The 22026-nt window shown below is 66.2% G+C and carries 23 protein-coding genes; 16 read left to right on the forward strand and 7 right to left on the reverse strand.

Going from position 1 to position 22026, the window contains the following annotated elements:
- Positions 1-8 precede the first annotated feature (8 nt).
- A complete protein-coding gene (locus M4578_RS10725) occupies positions 9-1481 on the forward strand; it encodes an ABC transporter substrate-binding protein (protein WP_258093415.1) in 1473 nt (490 codons plus the stop codon).
- A gap of 54 nt (positions 1482-1535) precedes the next feature.
- On the opposite strand, the gene M4578_RS10730 is transcribed toward M4578_RS10725, so the two are convergent.
- From M4578_RS10730 to folK, 5 genes are all read right to left on the reverse strand, one after another.
- On the reverse strand, positions 1536-2390 hold the full coding sequence (locus M4578_RS10730) for a DMT family transporter (RefSeq protein WP_258093416.1): 855 nt from the start codon (positions 2388-2390) through the stop codon (positions 1536-1538).
- A 50-nt stretch (positions 2391-2440) separates the two neighbouring features.
- Complete coding sequence (locus M4578_RS10735; protein WP_258093417.1) at positions 2441-3094, reverse strand: DUF2062 domain-containing protein; 654 nt, start codon at positions 3092-3094, stop codon at positions 2441-2443.
- Between the two features lie 76 nt (positions 3095-3170).
- Complete coding sequence (locus tag M4578_RS10740; RefSeq protein ID WP_258093418.1) at positions 3171-5309, reverse strand: RelA/SpoT family protein; 2139 nt, start codon at positions 5307-5309, stop codon at positions 3171-3173.
- Between the two features lie 38 nt (positions 5310-5347).
- Complete coding sequence (gene rpoZ, locus M4578_RS10745) at positions 5348-5701, reverse strand: DNA-directed RNA polymerase subunit omega (RefSeq protein WP_258093419.1); 354 nt, start codon at positions 5699-5701, stop codon at positions 5348-5350.
- A 78-nt stretch (positions 5702-5779) separates the two neighbouring features.
- The gene (gene folK, locus M4578_RS10750; protein WP_258093420.1) at positions 5780-6325 is read right to left on the reverse strand and encodes a 2-amino-4-hydroxy-6-hydroxymethyldihydropteridine diphosphokinase; all 546 of its coding nucleotides are present in this window, start codon (positions 6323-6325) and stop codon (positions 5780-5782) included.
- Between the two features lie 156 nt (positions 6326-6481).
- Here folK and M4578_RS10755 point away from each other — a divergent pair, with 156 nt between their 5' ends.
- Together M4578_RS10755 and M4578_RS10760 are read left to right on the forward strand one after the other, a co-directional pair.
- Complete coding sequence (locus M4578_RS10755) at positions 6482-7054, forward strand: LabA-like NYN domain-containing protein (protein ID WP_076705342.1); 573 nt, start codon at positions 6482-6484, stop codon at positions 7052-7054.
- A 42-nt stretch (positions 7055-7096) separates the two neighbouring features.
- Entirely contained in the window at positions 7097-7537 is a 441-nt protein-coding gene (locus tag M4578_RS10760) for a YqaA family protein (protein WP_258093421.1), read from the forward strand.
- Between the two features lie 46 nt (positions 7538-7583).
- Here M4578_RS10760 and M4578_RS10765 read toward each other — a convergent pair whose 3' ends face one another.
- Positions 7584-8054 (reverse strand): c-type cytochrome, encoded by a 471-nt coding sequence (locus M4578_RS10765; RefSeq protein WP_420854808.1) that lies wholly within the window; start codon positions 8052-8054, stop codon positions 7584-7586.
- Between the two features lie 137 nt (positions 8055-8191).
- Between M4578_RS10765 and ispH the strand changes: the two genes are divergently transcribed.
- From ispH to M4578_RS10800, 7 genes are all read left to right on the forward strand, one after another.
- Entirely contained in the window at positions 8192-9142 is a 951-nt protein-coding gene (ispH, locus tag M4578_RS10770) for a 4-hydroxy-3-methylbut-2-enyl diphosphate reductase (RefSeq protein WP_258093423.1), read from the forward strand.
- Positions 9139-9531: an ACT domain-containing protein gene (locus tag M4578_RS10775; protein WP_258093424.1), complete on the forward strand. Its 393-nt coding sequence runs from the start codon at positions 9139-9141 to the stop codon at positions 9529-9531. The genes ispH and M4578_RS10775 overlap by 4 nt, the downstream gene beginning before the upstream one ends.
- A 63-nt stretch (positions 9532-9594) precedes the next feature.
- Positions 9595-10209, forward strand: a complete 615-nt coding sequence (locus M4578_RS10780) for a LysE family translocator (protein ID WP_258093425.1) — start codon at positions 9595-9597, stop codon at positions 10207-10209.
- Positions 10209-10664 (forward strand): DUF3429 domain-containing protein, encoded by a 456-nt coding sequence (locus M4578_RS10785; protein ID WP_258093426.1) that lies wholly within the window; start codon positions 10209-10211, stop codon positions 10662-10664. Before M4578_RS10780 ends, M4578_RS10785 begins: the two co-directional genes overlap by 1 nt.
- On the forward strand, positions 10661-11248 hold the full coding sequence (locus M4578_RS10790) for a class I SAM-dependent DNA methyltransferase (RefSeq protein ID WP_258093427.1): 588 nt from the start codon (positions 10661-10663) through the stop codon (positions 11246-11248). The genes M4578_RS10785 and M4578_RS10790 overlap by 4 nt, the downstream gene beginning before the upstream one ends.
- Entirely contained in the window at positions 11241-11705 is a 465-nt protein-coding gene (gene rnhA, locus M4578_RS10795; protein ID WP_258093428.1) for a ribonuclease HI, read from the forward strand. Before M4578_RS10790 ends, rnhA begins: the two co-directional genes overlap by 8 nt.
- A 13-nt stretch (positions 11706-11718) precedes the next feature.
- Positions 11719-12339, forward strand: a complete 621-nt coding sequence (locus M4578_RS10800) for a trimeric intracellular cation channel family protein (RefSeq protein WP_258093429.1) — start codon at positions 11719-11721, stop codon at positions 12337-12339.
- Between the two features lie 58 nt (positions 12340-12397).
- On the opposite strand, the gene M4578_RS10805 is transcribed toward M4578_RS10800, so the two are convergent.
- Complete coding sequence (locus M4578_RS10805) at positions 12398-13576, reverse strand: MalY/PatB family protein (protein ID WP_258093430.1); 1179 nt, start codon at positions 13574-13576, stop codon at positions 12398-12400.
- Positions 13577-13682: 106 nt separating this feature from the next.
- On the opposite strand from M4578_RS10805, the gene def (M4578_RS10810) reads away from it, so the two are divergent.
- From def (M4578_RS10810) to M4578_RS10835, 6 genes are all read left to right on the forward strand, one after another.
- Complete coding sequence (gene def / locus M4578_RS10810) at positions 13683-14204, forward strand: peptide deformylase (protein WP_258093431.1); 522 nt, start codon at positions 13683-13685, stop codon at positions 14202-14204.
- Positions 14201-14698, forward strand: coding sequence for a peptide deformylase (gene def / locus M4578_RS10815; protein WP_258093432.1), 498 nt, complete (start codon positions 14201-14203; stop codon positions 14696-14698). The genes def (M4578_RS10810) and def (M4578_RS10815) overlap by 4 nt, the downstream gene beginning before the upstream one ends.
- The gene (def, locus tag M4578_RS10820; RefSeq protein ID WP_258093433.1) at positions 14695-15189 is read left to right on the forward strand and encodes a peptide deformylase; all 495 of its coding nucleotides are present in this window, start codon (positions 14695-14697) and stop codon (positions 15187-15189) included. Before def (M4578_RS10815) ends, def (M4578_RS10820) begins: the two co-directional genes overlap by 4 nt.
- 235 nt (positions 15190-15424) lie before the next feature.
- On the forward strand, positions 15425-16393 hold the full coding sequence (locus M4578_RS10825) for an efflux RND transporter periplasmic adaptor subunit (RefSeq protein WP_258093434.1): 969 nt from the start codon (positions 15425-15427) through the stop codon (positions 16391-16393).
- Positions 16386-19613, forward strand: a complete 3228-nt coding sequence (locus M4578_RS10830; RefSeq protein WP_258093435.1) for an efflux RND transporter permease subunit — start codon at positions 16386-16388, stop codon at positions 19611-19613. Before M4578_RS10825 ends, M4578_RS10830 begins: the two co-directional genes overlap by 8 nt.
- Positions 19614-19779: 166 nt before the next feature.
- On the forward strand, positions 19780-22026 hold a 2247-nt coding region (locus M4578_RS10835; protein WP_476748713.1), incomplete at its 3' end, for a calcium-binding protein.

Below are 22026 nucleotides of genomic sequence, written 5' to 3' on the forward strand. Positions count from 1 at the left end.
AGTGCCCCATGACCCGTTTCCGCACCGGCCTTGCCGCGCTGCTGCTGTCGGCCCAGGCCGCGATGGCCCAGCAAAGCGACCTGACCATCGCCCTGCAACTCGAGCCGCCGCATCTCGATCCGACCTCGGCCGCCGCCGGCGCCATCGACAGCGTGCTTTATTCGAATGTCTTCGAAGGGCTGACCAAGTTCACCGAAACCGGGGCCATCGTCGCCGGGCTCGCCAAGAGCTGGGAGATTTCGGAAGACGGCAAGCGCTATGTCTTCCATCTGCACGATGGCGTCACCTTCCACGACGACACCACGATGGATGCGGAGGATGTGAAATTCACCCTCGACCGCGCCCGGGGCGAGGACAGCCTGAACGCCCAGAAGGCGCTCTTTGCCGGAATCGCCGAGGTGACGGTGATCGACCCGCTGACGGTGCAGGTGGATCTGGCCGAACCCGATGGCAATTTCCTCTTCAACATGGCCTGGGGCGACGCGGTGATCGTGGCGCCGGAAAGCATCGGCGAGATCCAGAAGACCCCGGTCGGCACCGGCCCCTTCGCCTTCGAGCGCTGGGTCGGCGGCGACCGCATCGAACTGGCGCGCAACCCGGCCTATTGGGGCGCGGCGCCGGCGCTGGAGCATGTCACCTTCCGCTTCATCTCTGACCCGACGGCGGCCTTTGCGGCGATGATGGCGCAGGACATCGACGCCTTCGCGGGCTTCCCCGCCCCCGAGAATCTGCCGATGTTCGAGGCCGACACCCGCTTTCAGGTGCTGGTGGGATCGACCGAGGGCGAAACGATCCTCGCGATGAACAACCAGAACGGCCCGCTGGCGGATGTGAAGGTGCGTGAGGCGGTGGCGCACGCCATTGACCGGCAGGCCATCATCGACGGTGCCATGTTCGGACAGGGCACCCCCATCGGCACGCATTTCGCACCGCACAACCCCGATTACGTCGATCTGACGGGGCTGTCCGACTATGACCCGGCGAAATCCAAAGCGCTGCTCGCCGAGGCGGGCTATCCCGAGGGCTTCAGCACCACGCTGAAACTGCCGCCGCCCTCCTACGCCCGGCGCGGCGGCGAGATCGTGGCGGCGCAGTTGCGCGCGGTGGGGATCGAGACCGAGATCACCAATCTGGAATGGGCGCAATGGCTCGAGGAAGTGTTCCGCGGCAAGGATTTCGGCCTGACCATCGTCAGCCATACCGAACCCTTCGACATCGGTATCTACGCCCGGCCCGATTATTACTTCCAGTATCAGAACGCCGCGTTTCAGGCACTGATGGCAGAGCTGTCGGCCACCTCCGACCCGGCCAAACGCTCGGAGATGCTCAAGCAGGCGCAGACGATGATCGCCGAGGATTACGTGAACGTCTATCTGTTCCAGCTCGCCTTCCCGACCGTGGCGGATGTCCGGCTGGAAGGGCTGTGGCAGAACCAGCCGACCCAGGCGACCGATTTGACCAAGGTGCGCTGGAAAGAGTGACCTCGCTTTGACCGAAAGGGGGGGCCGAGACGCCCTCCCTGACCGGCCCGGCGGTCAGCGCCGCCGCAGCGGCACGACGGAGACCGCCACGCCGCCCAGGACCAGCGCGGCGGCGAGCACGAAGCGCATGGTCAGGACCTCTCCAAGAAAGAGCATCCCGCCGGCCATCGCGATCACCGGCACGGTCAATTGTGCGACCGCCGCCACCGTGCCCGGAATGCGCGGCAGCAACGCGTACCAGAGCGCATAGCCCAGCCCCGAGGTCATCGCCCCGGACAGCACCGCCAGCGCCACGGCCTCGGGCGTCCAGCCGCCTTCGACCGCACCGCCCAAAGCGAAGCCCAGCAGCACGATGACGCCCAGTGCCGCCGTCAGCACCATGTTCGCAGCGGCGGAGACCAGCGGCACCTCGGCCTGGCGCCCTGCCAGCGAATAGATGCCCCAGCCGATCCCCGCGACGATCATCGCCACCGCATGCGAGAGGCTGGGCGCGGCGCCGCCGCCCGGCCAGAGCAGCCAGATCAACCCGCCAAAGGCCAGCCCCGCCCCCAGCCAGCGGCGCGGCGGCACCCATTCGCCGCCCAGAAGGCTGCCGCCGAACATGGTCACCTGAACCATGCCGAACAGCAGCAGCGCGCCAAGCCCGGCCGGCAGCCCGGCATAGGCGGCGGAAAACCCATAGATATAGAGAAACAGCCCCGCGACCCCGGCCAGCCGGCCGCGCCCGCCCAGTCGCAGCGCGCCATGCCGCAGCAGCACCAGCGCCCCCAGCATGAGCGCCCCGGCGAGCAGGCGCAGCGTCCCGAAACTCACCGCGTCGATGCCGCCCGAGGCAAGCGCGGCACGGTTCAGCAGCGAATTGGCGGCAAAGGCCAGCATGGTCAGTGCGGTCAGCAGAAACAGCCGCATGGGTCAGGCCTCCCCTCCTGGCGCGACGGGTGGTGATCAGGCTTCTGTCGTCACTCCGGCGGGGTGCCGCTCTCGGCCTGTTTCTTCTTTTTCTTCAGCGCCGCCAGCTTGGCCTTGAGCGCCCCCTTACGGCGATTCTGATAGGCGCGGATCACCGGCACCGTCAGGTAATAGGCCACCAGCGCGGTGATGATCCCCGGCAGGATGCCCCCGATCATATAGGGATAGAAGACCTTGTCGTAAAAGACATGCAGATCGCTCCAGTCGGTGGGCTGACCGGTCACCCAGGCGACCAGATTGTCCCACAGATCGCCGCCCGCATAGGTGAAATTCTGCAAGAGCGTCTTGTGATGCGGCTCGTGCCGGTCGATCCCCAGCAGCCAGTAGCCGGTGCGCAGCGACGCGATGGCGATGGGCACATAGGTCAGCGGGTTGCCGAAGAAGGTGCCGAGCAGCGACGCGACGATATTGCCGCGCATGATCCAGGCCAGCGTTCCGGCAATCACGAAATGCAGCCCGTAAAACGGCGTGAAGGTGGTGAAGACCCCGGCAAAGATCCCCCGGGCGATCTTTTCCGGCGGATCGGGCAGACGGTGCAGACGGTGCTGGATGTAGCGGGCGGCGCGGGCCCAGCCGCCGCGCGGCCAGAAGAACTCCAGCACGATCCTCCAGAGGGGTCGTCTGTCGCGGCGCTTGAAGACCAAAGGCCAGTTCCGTCCGTTCTTCCGCAGCCAAAGCGGGCCGCGCGTTCAAAATGCTGCGGCCAAACGGGCCGCGTTCCTATTCCGCCGCCGCCGGAACCGCCGCGAGCGACGCATCGCGGCGGCGATGCACCGAAGCGACATCGCTCTCCGCCTCGAGCGCGGAGATCACCGAGTGCAAATGCTCGGCATCCCTGAACTCGACATCCATGCGGATGCGGAAAAAGTCGGGCTTGCGATCCACGAAATGCAGGTCCGAGATATTGGCCATGCGCTCGCCGATCAAGGTACAAACGCGCCCCAGCACACCAGCATCGTTCCCGATGGTCAACTCGAGGCTTACATCATAGGCAGCAGGGTGCGTGCCCTCGGCCCAACGCAGGTCGACCCAGCGGTCGGGCTGGTCTTCGTAGGCGGCCAGCGATTCGCAGTCGATGGCATGCACGATCACCCCCTTGCCGCGCTGGGTGATGCCGATGATGCGCTCGCCGGGCAGCGGCTGACAGCAGCGCGCCCGGGTGAACCCGGTGCCCGCTTCCAGACCGACCACGGCGCGATGCGCATCGACCTCGGCCTCGTCGCCCGGGCTCAGATCGGGGTAGACCGCATGCACCACCTCGCGCGAGGTCAGCTCGGCGCTGCCGAGCCGCGCCAGCAATTCGTCCTTGTCCTCGAGCCGCAGCGTCTGCGCGGCCTTTTCCAGCGCCTTGTCGGTGGCCTTCTTGCCGACATGTTCGAAGGCCGAGCGCGCCAGTTCCTGCCCGAGTTTGATGAACCGCTCGCGCCCCGCCTCGCGCAGCGACCGGCGGATCGCGGTGCGCGCCTTGCCGGTGGTGGCGATGTCGAGCCAGGTGGCCTGCGGTGTCTGGCCCTCGGCGGTGATGATCTCGACCGACTGGCCGTTCTTCAGCCGGGTCCAGAGCGGCACCCGGATGCCGTCGACCTTGGCGCCGACACAGGCCGAGCCGATGCGGGTATGGATCGCATAGGCATAATCCAACGGCGTCGCCCCGCGCGGCAGCTTGATCACATCGCCCTTGGGCGTGAAGCAGAACACCTTGTCGGAATACATCTCGAGCTTCACCGCCTCGAGGAATTCGTCGTGATCCTGCTCGGCGTCGAACTGCTCGGTCAGCGAGGCGATCCACTTGGCGGGATCGACGGCAAAGGGGTTCTCGGCGCGCTCGCCATCGCGATAGGACCAATGCGCCGCCACCCCGGTCTCGGCCACCTCATGCATCTGGCGGGTGCGGATCTGCACCTCCACCCGCTTGCCGTCGCGGCCCGACACGGTGGTGTGGATCGAGCGGTAGCCGTTGGATTTCGGCTGGCTGATGTAATCCTTGAACCGCCCCGGCACCGAGCGCCAGCGCTGGTGGATCACCCCCAGCGCGCGGTAGCAATCCATCTCGTTGCGGGTGATGACGCGAAAGCCGTAGATGTCGGAGAGGCGGGAAAATCCCATGCCCTTTTCCTGCATCTTGCGCCAGATCGAATAGGGTTTCTTGGCCCGCCCGAAGACCTCGGCGTCGATGCCGGCCTCTTCCAGCTCGTGGCGCATGTCGCCGGTGATCCGGTGGATCACGTCCCCCGCCTCTTTCTGAAGCGTGATGAAACGGCGGATGATGCTGGCGCGGCCCTCGGGGTTCAGCACCCGGAAGGCCAGATCCTCCAGCTCCTCGCGCATCCACTGCATGCCCATGCGCCCGGCCAGCGGCGCGTAGATGTCCATCGTCTCGCGCGCCTTCTGCACCTGCTTTTCCGGGCGCATGGCCTTGATGGTGCGCATGTTGTGCAGCCGGTCGGCGAGCTTGACCAGGATCACCCGCAGATCCTTGGACATGGCCATGAAGAGCTTGCGGAAATTCTCGGCCTGCTTGGTCTCGGAGCTGGAGAGCTGAAGGTTGGTGAGCTTGGTCACCCCGTCCACCAGATCGGCCACATCGGTGCCGAAGCGTTCGGCGATGTCACGATAGGAGGCGCGGGTGTCTTCGATCGTGTCGTGCAGCAGCGCGGTGATGATCGTCGCATCGTCAAGCTGCTGCTCTGTCAGGATGGCGGCAACGGCGACGGGATGCGTGTAATAGGGCTCTCCGGAGTGGCGGAACTGCCCTTCATGCATCGTGCGGCCGAAATCATAGGCCGCACGGATCAGCTCTTCGTTGGTCTTTGGGTTGTAGTTGCGGACCAGCGCAACCAGGTCTTCCGCCGCGATCATGGGCGCCTATCCTTACCCGGCCCGCATCAGCGCGGGCCTCAGCTCTCTCCCTGAGCTTCCATCAGTGCGCGCAGGAGCTTTTCTTCCGACATGTCGTCGTCGGCCGGCTTGTCCTGCTCGGCACCCATGAGCAGCGCCATGCTGTCCTCTTCGGGCTCGTCCACCTCGATCTGGGTCTGATGCGATTCGATCAGACGCTCGCGCAGCTCGTCGGCGGACTGGGTTTCCTCGGCGATCTCGCGGAGCGACACGACCGGGTTCTTGTCGTTGTCACGGTCCACGGTGATCGGGCTACCCGCCGAGATTTCGCGGGCGCGGTGCGCTGCGAGCATCACCAGCTCGAAGCGGTTGGGAACCTTGTCGACGCAATCTTCTACCGTCACGCGGGCCATAAGCGTATCACCTATTCGGTTAGCCGTCAGAAAGTGGAGATTTAGCGCGCGTCGGCACAGAAGACAAGGCGGTTTCGCTCATAAAGGCTTGACTTCCGCCCGCAATGCAACCGGCAGAGCCTCGCAAAGCTGCCGGGCGGTCCGGCCGAGCAGCGGATGGCGCCAATCCGGCGCGACATCGCAGAGCGGCACAAGCACAAAGGCGCGTTCCTGAAGCCTCGGATGCGGCAGAATCAGCCGCTCGGGCGCCCGCAACCGCTGCTCCTCGGGCGGCAGGGCGCGCCATGCCGCCTGTGACGTCGCGTCCGGCAGGACCGTGTCGCCCACCGCCAGAAGATCGAGATCGAGGCTGCGACTGCCCCAGCGTTGCAGCCGTTCCCGGCCGAACCGGGCCTCGACCGCATGCAGCGCCGCCAGAACCCGGGCGGGGCTGTCCTCCCCCTCCAGCACCGCGCAGGCGTTGACGTAGTCGGGCCCGGCGCCGGCGGGAAAACAAGGGGTTGCATAAAACCGGCTGACCCGGACCACGGACAGCCCATGCCCCGGCAGTTCGGCAAGCGCGGCGCGCAGCGTTTCCGCCGGTTCCCCCGCCTCCGACGGGAGATTTGCCCCTAGGGCAATCAAGATTTCTTGTCCGGATGACACGTTTCGACTATCCTTCTGTATATGTATGTCGGCTTGAAACCCCGGCGAAATACCTTACTCTCTGCGGATCGGACGCGCCGCCTTATTTTACACTCACGGACCTTTGCGCGCGTCCAATTGCTGAAAGGACATTTTATGTTTTACAAGGACGAACGGCTGGCGCTGTTCATAGACGGATCGAATCTTTACGCTGCAGCCAAGGCACTCGGGTTCGATATCGACTATAAACTGCTCCGCCAGGAATTCGTGCGCCGTGGTAAGATGGTGCGCGCATTCTACTATACCGCCCTGCTGGAAAATGACGAGTATTCGCCGATCCGCCCGCTGGTGGACTGGCTTCATTACAATGGCTTCACCATGGTGACCAAGCCCGCCAAGGAATACACCGACAGCCAGGGCCGCCGGAAGGTGAAGGGCAACATGGACATCGAACTCACCGTCGATGCCATGGAACTTGCACCGCGTGTCGATCACATCGTTCTGTTCTCCGGTGACGGCGACTTCCGCCCGCTGGTGGAAAGCCTTCAGCGTCAGGGCGTGCGGGTTTCGGTGGTCTCGACCATCCGCAGCCAGCCGCCGATGATCGCCGACGAACTGCGCCGTCAGGCCGACAACTTCATCGAGCTCGACGAGCTGCGCGAAGTCATCGGCCGTCCGCCGCGGGAACAGCAGGCGGAGCGGAACTTCGAGGTCGCAAGCGGCCACTAAGGGTATGAACGAGGGCTTCGTGGGGATGCGGGCCCTGGTTCCATGCTGACAGAGGCCGCCGCGCTTGGCGGCCTCTTTCTTGCGGCCTTCGGCGCCGCGACGATCCTGCCCTTCCAGTCCGAGGTGGTCTTTGTCGGGCTGCAGCTGGGACAGGCCGCGCCGCTGCCGATGATCGTGCTGGTGGCCAGCATCGGGAATGTGCTGGGCGCCGTGGTGAACTATGTGCTGGGCCTCTGGGTCGAGCATTTCCGGCACCGCCGCTGGTTCCCGGTGACCGAAGCACAGCTCGACAGGGCGCAGCGCATCTATGCGCGCTGGGGCGTCTGGTCACTGCTGCTGAGCTGGGCGCCTCTGGGCGACGCCTTTACCGTGGTCGCCGGCGTGATGCGCACCCATTGGGCGCTGTTCCTGCTGCTGGTGACCGTCGCCAAGACCGGCCGCTATATCGTGCTGGCCTGGGTGACCGCACTGGCTGGCGGGTAATGCCCGGCGCCGTCCGTAGGGTGGGCAATTTGCCCACCGCGCCGTGTCACTCGCCGTAGACCGCGGCGCGGGCGTTGACCTCGTTGTGGAACGCGACCACCTGCTCGGGCCAGGTGCTTTTGATATAGGCCATGACATCGAGGATCTCGTCCTCGCTCAGAATCTCGCCAAAGCCTGTCATCCGCGACTTGTAGCTGCCCCCGACCAGGGCTTCGGTGCCATGGGTCACGATGGCCAGAAGCTGGGCGTCCGGGTGGTGCCAGGTGTGGCCCGACGGGTCGTGCGGCGGCGCGGGCAGATAGCCGTCGGCATCGGGTTCCTTCCAGTTCGGCTCGCCCTCAAGCTGCGCGCCGTGACAGGCGGCGCAGGTCTCGGCGTAAAGCGCCGCGCCGTTCGCGACACGCGCGGCGTCGGTATAAGGGAAGAGCCCCGGCACAGCAGGGGCCGTCATCTGGGCATAGGCCCAGCCACCCGCGGCGAGGGCCGCGACAGCCCCAGCGGCCAAGGCGATTTTGATCTTCATCTCTGCCTCCCGTTCGCACTTCCAGACTATCCTACGGGCAACCGGGGGCAATCAAGTCACGGCTGCGTCAGCCGCCGCCACTGGACCTGAGCGCCGCTTGCCCTTACCTCTGGACGCAACAGGAGATCCAGATGACCAAGCCTGCTCTTACCCTCTATCTTGCCGCGCCGCGCGGGTTCTGCGCGGGCGTGGACCGGGCCATCAAGATCGTCGAGATGGCGCTCGAGAAATGGGGCGCGCCGGTCTTTGTGCGCCACGAGATCGTGCACAACAAATTCGTCGTGGACGGGCTGCGCGACAAGGGCGCCGTCTTTGTCGAGGAGCTGGAGGATTGCCCGCTCGACCGCCCGGTGATCTTTTCCGCCCATGGCGTGCCCAAGGCGGTGCTGGCCGAGGCCGCGCGGCGCGAGATGATCTATGTGGACGCAACCTGCCCGCTGGTCTCCAAGGTGCATATCGAGGCGGCCCGGCACCACGAGAACGGGCTGCAAATGATCATGATCGGCCATGCGGGCCACCCGGAGACCATCGGCACCATGGGCCAGCTCCCCGAGGGCGAGGTGCTGCTGGTCGAGACCGTGGAGGATGTGGCGCGGGTCGATGTCCGCGACCCGGAAAAGCTGGCCTTCGTGACCCAGACCACGCTGTCGGTGGACGATACGGTCGACATCGTGGCGGCGCTGCGGGCGCGGTTCCCGGCCATTGTCGGACCGCACAAGGAAGACATCTGCTACGCCACCACCAACCGTCAGGACGCGGTCAAGACCATCGCGCCCGACTGCGACGCGCTGCTGGTGGTGGGCGCGCCCAATTCCTCGAACTCCAAGCGGCTGGTCGAGGTCGCGCGCAAGGCGGGCTGCGACTATGCGCAGCTGGTGCAGCGCGCGGCAGAGATCGACTGGCGGGCGCTCGACGGGATCCGTTCGGTGGGTATCACCGCCGGGGCCTCGGCGCCGGAAGTGCTGATCGACGAGGTGATCGACGCCTTCCGCGACCGCTATGACGTGACCGTGGAGATGGTCGAGACCGCCCGCGAGAATGTCGAATTCAAGGTGCCCCGCGTGCTGCGGGAACCGGCGTGAGCCTGCCCCGGCTCGATCTGCGCGCCCTGCCGATGGAACATGCCATCCTGCGCCTGCCGTCCGATGCGCCGCTGCCCGACTGGACCGGCACCGAGGGCTGCGTCAGCCTGACCCGCGCGCCGGACGAGCTGTCGGTGGTCTGCCCGGCGGAGCGGGTGCCGGAGGGCTTTGAGGCGTCGCGCGGCTGGACCGCCTTTCGCGTCGACACGCTCGCCGGGCTCGACGAGCCGGGTGTGGTGCTGGCGGCAGTCAGGCCGCTGTCGGCGGCGGGGCTCGGGGTGTTCGTGATTTCCACCTTCCTGCGCGATTACCTTCTGGTGCGCAGCGACCGGCTGGCCGAGGCCCGCGCCCTGCTCGAAGCCGAGGGTCATCGCATCACCGCCGCCTGAGCGGGCGTTGACAGCCCCGGCCCGATCGGAAACGGTGCCCGCGAAGCGAATTGGGAGGGTCCGATGCTCAGCCTGCAGTTCCTGATCACCGCGCTGGTCGTGGTCCTCGCCCCCGGCACCGGGGTGCTCTATACGCTGGCCATCGGGCTGGGCCAGGGGCGCCGCGCGGCGGTGTTTGCGGCGCTGGGCTGCACCTTCGGCATCCTGCCGCATCTTGCGGCGGCGATCCTCGGACTGGCGGCGCTGCTGCATGCCTCGGCCCTGCTCTTCACGGCGGTGAAATTCGCGGGCGTCGCCTATCTGCTCTGGCTCGCCTGGCAGGCGCTGCAATCGGGCGGCGCGCTGGCTGTGGGTGCCGAAGCACGCCGCGAGGCGGGGCTGCGCATCGCCCGGCGCGGCGCGCTGATCAATGTGCTGAACCCCAAGCTCTCGCTGTTCTTCCTCGCGCTGCTGCCGCCGTTCCTCACGGGTCGCCCCGAGACCGCCACGGCCGAGATGCTGCTGCTTGGCGCGGCCTTCATGGCGCTGACCTTTGCGGTCTTCGTGCTCTACGGTATCTTTGCCGCCCATGCCCGCCGCTGGCTTCTGGGCAGCGACCGCGCCATGCGCTGGCTCAACCGCTCCTTCGCCGCGATCTTCGCGCTGCTGGCGGGCCGTCTGGCACTGGAGCGCGTCTGATGGCGACAAGAATTCCCCGTTCCGCGCTGTTTCTCGGGCTTGCGGGGCTGCTTCCCTTCCTCTGGGGCGTGCTGACCCTGCTGTCGGATCCGGCCTATGAGCTTGGCTACAACGCGCTCGGCGGCCGTTTTATCGGTCCCTATATCCAGCTCGATTACGGCAGGTTGATCCTTGCCTTCATGTCCGGCGTTCTGTGGGGCTTTGCAACCAAGGCCCGCGAGGGACAGGCCGCCACGGGCTATGCGCTGTCGGTCATTCCGGCGCTCTGGGCGTTTCTCATGGGCGGCGGCGGGCCGGTCTCGGCCGGCATGAACCTGATCTTCGGCTATCTCGGCCTGCTGGCGCTCGACTGGCAGTTCTGGCGCTGGGGGCTCGCGCCGGCCTGGTGGATGCGGCTGCGCCTGCCGCTGACCGCCATCGTGGTCGCCTGTCTGCTGGTGGGGGTCGTCCGGTGAGCGACGACACAACGCTGAACGTCTACAATGCCCGCGCGGCGGACTATGCCGCCTTGGCGGGCACAGAGCCCTATCCCAATCTGTGCGCCTTCATCGCGGCGCTGCCCGAGCGGGCGCATGTGCTCGATCTCGGCTGCGGGCCCGGACTCGACGCCGCCCATATGGCCGCCGCGGGGTTTTCGGTCGAGGCGATGGATGCCTCCGCCGAGATGGTGAAACTCGCCGAGACCCGGCCCGGCGTGACCGCAAGGCAGGGGCAGTTCGCCGATCTGACGGCGGAAAACGCCTATGATGGGATCTGGGCCAGCTTCAGCCTGCTGCATGCGCCCCGCGCCGATATGCAAGATCATCTGGCGGCGATCGCGCGGGCGCTCAGGCCCGGCGGGCTCTTCGGCCTGACGCTCAAGGAAGGCACCGGCGAGAAGCGCGACCGGCTCGGACGGTTCTACACTTTCTACACCGAGCCGGAGCTGCGCGGTTTGCTGGCCGCTGCCGGGCTGGAGATCGCGACCGTGGCGCGTGGCGACAGTACCGGGCTTGACGGCACCACCTCCCCATGGATAAGCCTCACCGCCCATGCCTGAGCTTTTTGCCTATACCGACGGAGCCTGCTCCGGAAACCCCGGCCCGGGAGGCTGGGGCGTGTTGCTGCGCGCCAAGAACGGCGATGCGGTGGTCAAGGAACGCGAGCTGAACGGCGGCGAGGCCGAGACCACCAACAATCGGATGGAGCTGCTGGCGGCGATCAACGCGCTGGAATCGCTGTCGCGCCCCTCGACCATCACGGTGGTGACCGACAGCGCCTATGTGAAGAACGGCGTGACCGGCTGGATCCACGGCTGGAAGCGCAACGGCTGGAAGACCGCCGCCAAGAAGCCGGTGAAGAACGCCGAACTCTGGCAGCGGCTCGACGAGGCCCAGCGCCGCCACGATGTGACATGGACCTGGGTCAAGGGGCATGCCGGCCACCCCGAGAACGAGCGCGCCGACGAGCTCGCCCGCGCCGGCATGGCGCCGTTCAAGCCCGGCAACGGCAAATGACGCGCGGGGCGCCATGACCCCGCTTGTCCTGCTCGATTACGCCTCTGTCCTGATCTTTGCCCTGACCGGCGCGCTGGTGGCGAGCCGCGCCCAGCTCGACATTGTGGGCTTTGCCTTTCTCGCCTGCCTTACTGCGCTTGGCGGCGGCACGCTGCGCGATCTGCTGCTCGGCCGCCCGATCCTCTGGATCGGCGAACCGGCCTATCTGGCGCTGGCCTGCGGCGCGGCGGTGATCGTCTTTTTTACCGCGCATCTGCTGGAAAGCCGCTACCGCGCGATCCTCTGGCTCGATGCCGCCGCGCTTTCCGTTGCGGTGGCCGCCGGCGCGGGCATCGCCCTGCGCGACGGCGCCGCCATCCCCGTGGTGCTGGTCATGGGGGTGATGACCGGTTGCATGGGTGGGCTGATGCGCGATGTGGTCGCCAACGAGGTGCCGCTGCTGCTGAAACAGGGCGAACCCTATGCAACCTGCGCGCTCGGCGGCGCCGGCGCGCTGCTGGCCGCCCATGCCTCGGGCATGACCCCCGGCCATGCGGCCCTGATCGGCGCGATCCTCACCTTCGTCCTGCGCGGCGGAACGCTGGCCTTCGGCTGGAACATCCCCGTCTACAAGAGCCGCCCGCCCCGGCAATAACCGGCGCGGGCCCTTTCATCTTTCCGGCAAATACTCACGGCGCGGCCGCCACCGCCCCTCACTGAAGGTCGGCAAAGGCCTTTTGCAGCCGCGCGCCCGCCTCCTCGACCCGCGCCCGCGGCGTCGCGAAATTGAAGCGCAGGAAGCTCTCGCCGCCCTGCCCGAAGGCCGGCCCCTGGTTCGCCGCGATCCGCGCCTCTGTCTCGACCCGCGTCGTGAACTCCTCGGCGCTCATGCCGGTGCCCGCAAAATCCACCCAGGCGAGATAGGTCGCCTCCAGAGGCATCGAACGCAGCCCCGGGATCGCGTTCACCATCTCGTCGAAAAGCCGCCGGTTGCCGTCGAGATAGGCGGTCAGCTCGTCGACCCAGGCGGCCCCCTCCGGCGAGTAGGCCGCCGTCGCCATGTGCAGGCCGAAGGAATTGGGCGAGATCCCCAAGCCCCCCATGCGCTCTGCAAAACGCGCGCGCAGGTCCGGGTCGGCAATGATGACATTGCCGGTGTGAGAGCCCGCGATATTGAAGGTCTTGGTGGTGGCCGTCATCATCACCAGACGCTCGCTCACGCCGTCATCCGCCAGCGCCATGGGCAGGTGTTTCTGGCCGGGCATCACCAGATCGTGGTGAATCTCGTCCGAGACCAGAATGAGATCGTGCCGCTTGCAGAATTCGGCCACGCCCTTGAGCTCGGCCCGGCTCCAGACCCGGCCGCCCGGGTTGTGCGGCGAGCACAGGACGACCAGACGCTCCTTGCCGGTCATCATCGCGTCATAGGCGTCGAAATCCATCTCGTAACGCCCGTCGCGCAGCACCAGCGGGCATTCCACCACCTCGCGACCGGCGGTTTTGATCACCCGGTGGAAGGCGTGATAAACCGGCGTGAACAGCACCACCCCGTCGCCCGGCGCGGTATAGGCGTCGATGCAAAGCCCGGTGCCGTTCACCAGACCGTGGGTGGTGAAGACCGAGGCCGGATCGATCTCCCAGCCGTGGCGTTCCTTCATCCACCAGCCGATCGCGTCGAGATAGGCGGCATCGTCGCCGAAATAGCCATAGACGCCGTGATCGAGCATCTTTTGCAGCGCCTCCTGCACGCAGGCGGGCGGGCGGAAATCCATGTCGGCCACCCACATCGGCAACCCGCCATCCGGCGAGACGCCGAACAGCGACTCCATCTTGTCCCATTTTGCGGAATGGGTGCCGATGCGGTCGATCACCTCGTCGAAGCGGCTGGTCATGGGGCGCGTCCTCTCAACTGTTTGCGCGCGAACGCTAGCGCGCCGGGCGGCGAGCGCAACCCCCCACCCGCTTGCGCAAAGCGGCGCATATGCCTAGATGAAGCGCATGAAACGCCCCATTCTCATCCACCCCGATCCGCGGCTGAAAAAGCTCTGCGATCCGGTCCCCGATCTGTCGGACGATCTGCGCGTGCTGGCGGACGACATGCTTGAAACCATGTATGAGGCGCCGGGCATCGGTCTGGCCGCGCCACAGGTGGGTGTGCTGCAACGGCTGATCGTGCTCGATTGCGTCAAGGGCGACAGCGGCGAGCCGCCGCGCCCGCTGGTGATGTTCAACCCGCGCGTGCTGGCCAGCTCGGACGAGAGAAACGTCTATGAAGAGGGCTGCCTGTCGATCCCGGACCAATATGCCGAGGTGGAACGGCCCAAGATGGTCGAGGTGGAATGGCTCGACCGCAACGGCAATCTCCAGAAGGAAGAGTTCGACGGGCTCTGGGCGACCTGCGTGCAGCATGAGATCGACCACCTGGATGGCAAGCTCTTCATCGACTATCTCAAGCCGCTCAGGCGCCAGATGATCACCCGCAAGATGGTCAAGCTGAAACGCGAGCGCGCCCGCGCATGAGCCTGCGCGACATTCTTCTCTGGCCCGACGACCGGCTCAAGACGCCCTGCGCGGAGGTGACCGAACTCGACGCGGTGAAGGACCTCGTCACCGACATGTTCGAAACCATGTATACGGCGCCCGGCCGTGGCCTTGCCGCACCGCAGGTGGGGGTGCTGAGCCGCGTCTTCGTCATGGATGCGGGCTGGAAAGACGGCGACATGACCCCGCTTGCGCTCATCAATCCCGAGATTGTCGAGGTCTCGGAGACAACCGCCAAGGGCCCCGAGGGCTGCCTGTCGATCCCCGGCGTGACGGCGGAGGTGCGGCGCCCGACCTGCGTGAAGATGTCCTTCACCGATCTGGCCGGCGCCCGGCAGGAGCGCGTGTTCGAAGGCGCCGAGGCGGTGATCGCCCAGCACGAATACGACCATCTCGAAGGCATCGTGCATTTCGACCGGCTGAGCCCCGAGGCGGGCAAGGCGCTGAAACTTCAGTACCAGATGCAGCGATGACCACCCGCCCCTGCCTGCCCTGGCCCGACAAGCGGCTGCGCACCCCGGCGGAGCCCGTGACGGAGATCACCGACGAGATCCGCGCCCACTGGACCGACATGATCGACACGATGGAGGCGATGCCCGGCGTCGGGCTTGGCGCGCCGCAGATCGGGGTGATGCTGCGGCTGGCGGTGGTGGACGCCTCGGAAGAGCGCGGTCAGGCGGTGCGCATGGCGAATCCCGAAATCCTGCATACCAGCGTCAAGCTGCGCGCCCATGACGAGGCCAGCCCCAACCTGCCCGGCGTCTGGGCCAGGATCAAGCGCCCGCGTGCGGTGACGGTGCGGTTCCTGAATGCCGAGGGCGAGATGGAAGACCGCGATTTCGTCGGGCTCTGGGCGACTTCGGTGCAGCATCAGATCGACCATCTGAACGGCAGGATGTATTTCGACCATCTGAGCAAGACCAAACGCGACATCCTGCTGCGCAAGGCCAAGAAGGCACGCTGAGGGGCGGTGGGCAGATTGCCCACCCTACGCCGGTAAGCCACGCCAGCGCCTTGCTCCGCATCGGGACAAAGCTCATCCGTAGGGTGGGCAATTTTGCCCACCTCACCCCTTTCCCGCAAAGCGCGAATCCGAAATAGTCCCCGCATCCGTTCCGGCTTTACATATTCTAAACTTAACATATGAATGCCGCCTTGAGTCGCGGGCCGCGTTGCCCGCCGAACATGAAGAGGTCCCGATGCGCGCCCTGATCGCCCTTTGCGCCACGCTCTTCGCCTCGGTCGTGCAGGCCGAGACGCTTGAGATCTCCCCGCAACCCATGACCATCTGGAAATCTGTCTTCGGGCAGGTGGAGGCGCGCGTACAGATTCCCGCCCGCGCCCGGATCGGCGGCACGATCATCGAACTGGGCGTCACCGAAGGAGACCGGGTCGAAGCCGGTCAGCAGCTCGCGCTGATCGAGGACGACAAGCTGCAATTCCAGATCGACTCGCTCGATGCCCAGCTTGAGGCGCTGAACGCCCAGCTCGTCACCGCGCAATCCGAGCTGACCCGCGGCGATGCGCTGCTCGAGCGCGGCGTGATCACGACGCAGGCGCATGAGCGGCTTCAGACCAATGTGGATGTGATCGCCTCCAACATCTCGAATCTTCAGGCCCAGCGGCTGGTGATCGAGCAGCAGATCTCGGAAGGCGCGGTGCTGGCCCCCGAAGCGGGGATCGTGCTGTCGGTGCCGGTCTCGCGCGGATCTGTGCTGACCATGGGCGAAACCGTGGCCGAGATCGGCGGCGGCGGCACCTTCCTGCGACTCAGCGTGCCCGAACGCCATGCGGCCGATCTTGCCGAAGGCGCCGAGATCGTCATCACCGGCAGCGAGGGCGAACAGACCGGCAGGCTGGTCAAGCTCTACCCGTTGATCGCCGGCGGCCGTTTGCAGGCCGATGTGGAGGTCGAGGGGCTGGACGCGCGCTTTGTCGGACGCCGGGTGCCCGTGCGCCTGCCGGTCGGCACCCGCGAGGTCATCCTGGTGCCGGAACTGGCGCTGAGCCGCGCCGGAGGGCTGGATTTCGTTGCCGTGCAGACCCCCGAGGGTCCGCTGGAACGGGTGGTGGTGCCCGGCGAGACGGTTCTGAAAGACGGCGCGCGCTTTCGCGAAATCCTCACCGGTCTCAATCCCGGCGATGTGGTGGTGACCGATCATGAGTGACAGCGACGAAAAGCCCGAAGGCAAGCTCGGTCTCGCCGGGCGTCTGACGCAGGCCTTCATCAAATCCCCGCTCACGCCGCTCTTTCTGCTCGCCTCGCTGGCGGTGGGGATGATCGCTCTGGTCTCGCTCCCGCGCGAGGAAGAGCCGCAGATCTCGGTCCCGCTGGTCGATATTCATGTGCAGGCGGCAGGTCTGAAGGCCGAAGATGCGGTCAAGCTGATTTCGGAACCCCTGGAAACCATCGTCAAGGGCATCGACGATGTCGAGCATGTCTATTCCGACACGCGCGACGATCAGGTCATGGTCACGGCACGGTTCATGGTCGGCGTCAGCGCCGATACCGCGATCCTGCGTGTGCGCGACAAGATCATGGCCAATCTCGACCGTATCCCCGTGGGGATCCCCGAACCGCTGGTGGTGGGGCGCGGGATCAACGACGTGGCCATCGTCACGCTGACCTTCTCGCCCACGCCGGGCGAAGACGCGGTGACCGCCGCCGATCTCACCCGCATCGCCCGCGAAGTCGAGGTGCGGCTGGCGCGGATCGAGGATGTGGGCCTCACCTATGTCATCGGCGAGACCGACGAGGCGCTGCGCATCTCGCCCGACCCGGAGCGGCTGGCGCTTTACGGCGTGACGCTTCAGCAGCTTGCCGGCAAGGTCCAGGGCGCCAACACCGCCTCGCCCGCGGGCATGGTGCGCGAGGGTGGCCAGCAGGTGGGCCTGGTGATCGGCAAGACCCTGACCACGCCCGAAGAAATCGGCAATCTGGAACTGACCGCACGCGACGGGCGCACCGTCTACGTCCGCGATGTGGCGGATGTCGAGATGGTCTCCGATCTGGACGAAAAGCACGTGGCGACGCTGACCCGCGAGGGCGACGAGATCGTCCGTATGCCCGCCGTCTCGCTGGCGGTGGCCAAGCGGGCGGGGTCGAACGCTGTCGTGGTGGCCGAGAAAATCCTGCATCAGGTCGAGGAGATGGAAGGCACCATCATCCCGGATTCCGTGCATGTGGAGGTGACCCGCGATTACGGCGAGACCGCCGATGAAAAGGCCAACGAACTGCTCTTCCACCTGGCGCTGGCCACGGTCTCCATCGTGGCGCTGGTGCTCTTCACCATCGGCTGGCGCGAGGCGGTGGTGGTGGCCATCGTCATCCCGGTGACCATCCTGCTCACGCTCTTTGCGGCGAATTTCATGGGCTACACGCTGAACCGCGTGTCGCTCTTCGCGCTGATCTTCTCCATCGGGATCCTGGTGGACGACGCCATCGTGGTGATCGAGAACATCGCCCGGCACTGGGCGATGCACCCCCGGAAATCCCGCGCCACGGCGGCGATCGAAGCGGTGGCCGAGGTCGGCAACCCCACCATCGTCGCCACGCTGACCGTGGTGGTGGCGCTGCTGCCGATGCTCTTCGTGAGCGGGCTCATGGGCCCCTACATGTCGCCGATCCCCGCCAATGCCTCGGCCGCGATGATCTTTTCCTTCTTCGTCGCGGTGATCATCACGCCCTGGCTGATGCTCAAGGTCGCCGGAAAATCCGATATGTCCGCCCATGGCGACGAAGACACCTATGGCGAGCACAAGCACTTCAGCCCGATGGGCCGGTTCTATGCCAGCTTTGCCCGCCCGATCCTGGCGCGCAAATCGGTGTCGTGGATGTTCCTGCTGATCGTCATCGTGCTCAGCTTCGGCTCGCTCGGCGCGCTTTACACCAAGGACGTGACGGTCAAGCTGCTGCCCTTCGACAACAAGTCGGAACTGTCCATCGTCATCGACCTGCCCGAAGGCGCGTCGGTCGAGGCAACCGACGCGGTGGCCCAGGCGGCGGCGCGCATCGCCATGGAACTGCCCGAGGTGATCTCGGCCCAGACCCATGCCGGCGTCGCTTCGGCCTTCAACTTCAACGGGCTGGTGCGCCACTACTACCTGCGCCAGAATCCCGAGATGGGCGATGTGCAGCTCAACCTGCTGCCCAAGGGCGACCGCGACCGCGCCAGCCACGAGATCGCGCTGGAGCTGCGCGAAAAGCTGACCGCGCTCGATGTGCCGGCGCAAACGGTTCTGAAAGTGGTCGAGCCGCCCCCCGGCCCGCCGGTGATCTCGACCCTTCTGGCCGAGGTCTATGGCCCCGACGCCGACACCCGGCGCGCGGCGGCCGCCAAGGTTCGGGACGCCTTCGACACGGTGCCCTTCGTGGTCGATGTGGATGACAACTACGGCATCCAGCCGCCACGCCTGCGCGCGGTGCTGAAACCCTCGGAGCTGGATTTCTTCCAGGTCCAGGAATCCGATGCGCTGCAAACGCTGCAACTGCTGAACGGCTCCTCGACGGTGGGCTATTCCCATCGCGGCGAAGGGCGCCGTCCGATCCCCATCGTCATCGCCCGCGACAAATCCAGCCGCGTGCTGGATTCCGAGGCGCTCTCGACCCCGGTGCCGGCCAACGCGCTACCCGGCGGCCGCGGCGTGGTCGAGCTGGGCGACGTGATCGAGATCGTGCCCGAGCGCGCCTCCTATCCGATCTTCCGGCACAACGGCTATGACGTGATCATGGTGCAGGGGGAGCTGGCGGGCGAATACGAGGCACCGCTCTACGGGATGCTGGCCGTGGCCGATGTGCTGGACGGGATGGACTGGCCCGAGGGCACCAAGCCCGAGATCTCGCTGCATGGCCAGCCGCAAAGCACCGATCATGTGACCGTGCTCTGGGATGGCGAGTGGGAGGTGACCTGGGTCACCTTCCGCGACATGGGCGCGGCCTTTGGCGTGGCGCTGCTGGGGATCTATATCCTGGTGGTGGCGCAGTTCGGCTCGTTCCGGCTGCCGCTGGTGATCCTGACCCCGGTGCCGCTCACCTTCCTCGGCATCATGCTGGGGCATTGGCTCTTCGGCGCACCCTTCTCGGCCACCTCGATGATCGGCTTCATCGCATTGGCGGGGATCATCGTGAGGAACTCGATCCTGCTGGTGGATTTCATCCGCCACGCGGACCCCGAGGGCAAGGTGACCGTGGATGTGCTGATCGAGGCGGGCGCCACGCGCTTCAAGCCGATCCTGCTGACCGCCATCGCGGCGATGATCGGCGCGACGGTGATTCTTGCCGACCCGATCTTCCAGGGGCTGGCGATTTCGCTGCTCTTCGGGCTGCTCAGCTCGACCGCGCTGACGGTTCTGGTGATCCCGGCGATCTACCGGATCTTCAAGACCTGAGATCCCGGCTCCGGCGCTCCTTTCGCGGAGCGCCGGAAACCGTGCAAATTGCCATAATATCAACATACCTTCGCCCTCAGATCCTGCCGATCCGGGAGCAAAAGAGCACCATTCGGGCAAAACGACCTCGCGAACCGAGGCCGCGCATGAGGCGATTGGTGACTCTATGACGATCTATGCGGTAACGACATCGAACTGGAACGACCCAGACTTCTGGAACGGGCTCAGCGAATCCTCCGAGGGGCACACACTCGACTTCTCGGCCCTTCCAGCGAATTTCACGGTCAATTTCGACGAGGATTTCGCCTATCTGCAAATGTCGGACGGGGTCACGAGCTTCATCGTGGGCGACAGCTCGACCAGCCTCGGCGCAGACGCCTATCTCGGCAGCCCGACCGATCACAGCTTCTTCGAGGTCCTCACCGGAACCCAGGGCGACGATACGCTCGACGGCGGCGCCCGGGATGACACGATCGACGGCGAAGCGGGCGCCGACCAGCTTCTCGGCGATGGCGGCAACGACAGCATCACCGGCGGCACCGGCAACGACTCGGTCTTTGCGGGTGCGGGCGCCGATACCGTCGAGGGCGGCGAAGGCGATGATGTCATCTATGGCAACGAGGATGGCGACAGCCTGACCGGCGGCACCGGGAACGACTCGATCTACGGCGAATACGGCAACGATTACGTCAGCGGCGGCGCGGGCGACGACCATCTCGAAGGCAACGAGGGCGACGACACGCTGATCGGCGGCGACGGCAATGACTGGATGCGCGGCTCTTACGCCAACGATGCGCTTTATGGCGGTGCTGGCGACGATTACCTCTGGGGCGGCTACGGCGACGACACGTTCCATATCGAAAACGGGTTCGGCAATGACACTGTCGATGCCGAGGATGTCGATGAGGTCAATGGCGACCTGCTCGACCTCTCGGCGGTGACCGACGGGCTGCGCATCGACATGCGCTCGGGCAATCCGCAGTCCGGCACCGTGACCGACGGCACCTACACGCTTGAATACGACGCCATCAACAACATCCTGCTCGGCGCAGGCGATGACACGATCATGCTGGCCGATCTCGGCGGGCTCGACACGGTCGCGGGCTTCACCGCACCGACGCTCGAGAACGATGGCAGCTATTCCGGCCACGACATGCTCGACGTTTCCGAGCTGACCGACTGGTACGGCAACCCGGTCGATACCGCCGATGTCACCGTCACCGACAGCAACGGGGACGGCACCGGCGACGCGATCCTCCATTTCCCCTGGGGCGAGGCGATCACCCTGACCGGCGTCAGCGTCTCGGATGTGCAAAGCCCGGCCCAGCTTGCCGCCATGGGCATTCCGCTCGCAGCGGACAGCACCACCGATCCCGGAACGACCGATCCGGGCACCACCGACCCCGATCCCGTCGATCCGAACCCGGTCGATCCCAACCCCACCGATCCCGGCACAGGCGACCCCGGCCCGACCGATCCGGGCACCACGGACCCCGGCACAGACACCGGCCTGCCGCAGATCGACGGCGCCTTTGAATTCGAGGCCACCGTCCGCTTCGACAATATCGGCGCCGGCGGCAGCCAGCGCGTCTTCGAATTCGGCGGCGATGGCGAAGACCGCATTTCCTTCGGACAGCTCGGCCCCAGCAGCGCCGTCTATTTCGAGATCGTGCAGGGCGGCGCCACCTCCTACATCGTCGCCGAGGACGCGCTTGTCGATGGCGAGACCGCCACATGGACCGTCGGTGTCGATGAGACCGGCTTCATGTATATCGAGAAGGACGGCGTGCAGATCGCCGAGGGCGACGGCATGGTCCCCGCCGACACGCTGCGCGACTCGAACCTGATCGGCGAGTCCAGCCTTGCGGATGTCAGCCCCCTTCAGGGGGAGATCATCGATGTCAGCATCACCCAGGGCGATAGCGTCTGGACCGAGGACGGCACCACGACCGTCGATCCCGGCACCACCGATCCCGGCACAGGCGACCCCGGCCCAACCGATCCGGGCACCACGAACCCCGGCACAGACACCGGCCTGCCGCAGATCGACGGCGCCTTCGAGTTCGAGGCCACCGTCCGCTTCGACAATATCGGCGCCGGGGGCAGCCAGCGTGTCTTCGAATTCGGTGGCGATGGCGAAGACCGCATTTCCTTCGGACAGCTCGGCCCCAGCAGCGCCGTCTATTTCGAGATCGTGCAGGGCGGTGCCACCTCCTACATCGTCGCCGAGGACGCGCTCGTCGATGGCGAGACCGCCACATGGACCGTCGGTGTCGATGAGACCGGCTTCATGTATATCGAGAAGGACGGCGTACAGGTCGCAGAGGGCGACGGCATGGTCCCCGCCGACACGCTGCGCGACTCGAACCTGATCGGCGAGTCCAGCCTTGCGGATGTCAGCCCCCTTCAGGGG

This window comes from Salipiger pentaromativorans, from assembly GCF_024721115.1.
GTDB lineage: Bacteria > Pseudomonadota > Alphaproteobacteria > Rhodobacterales > Rhodobacteraceae > Salipiger > Salipiger pentaromativorans.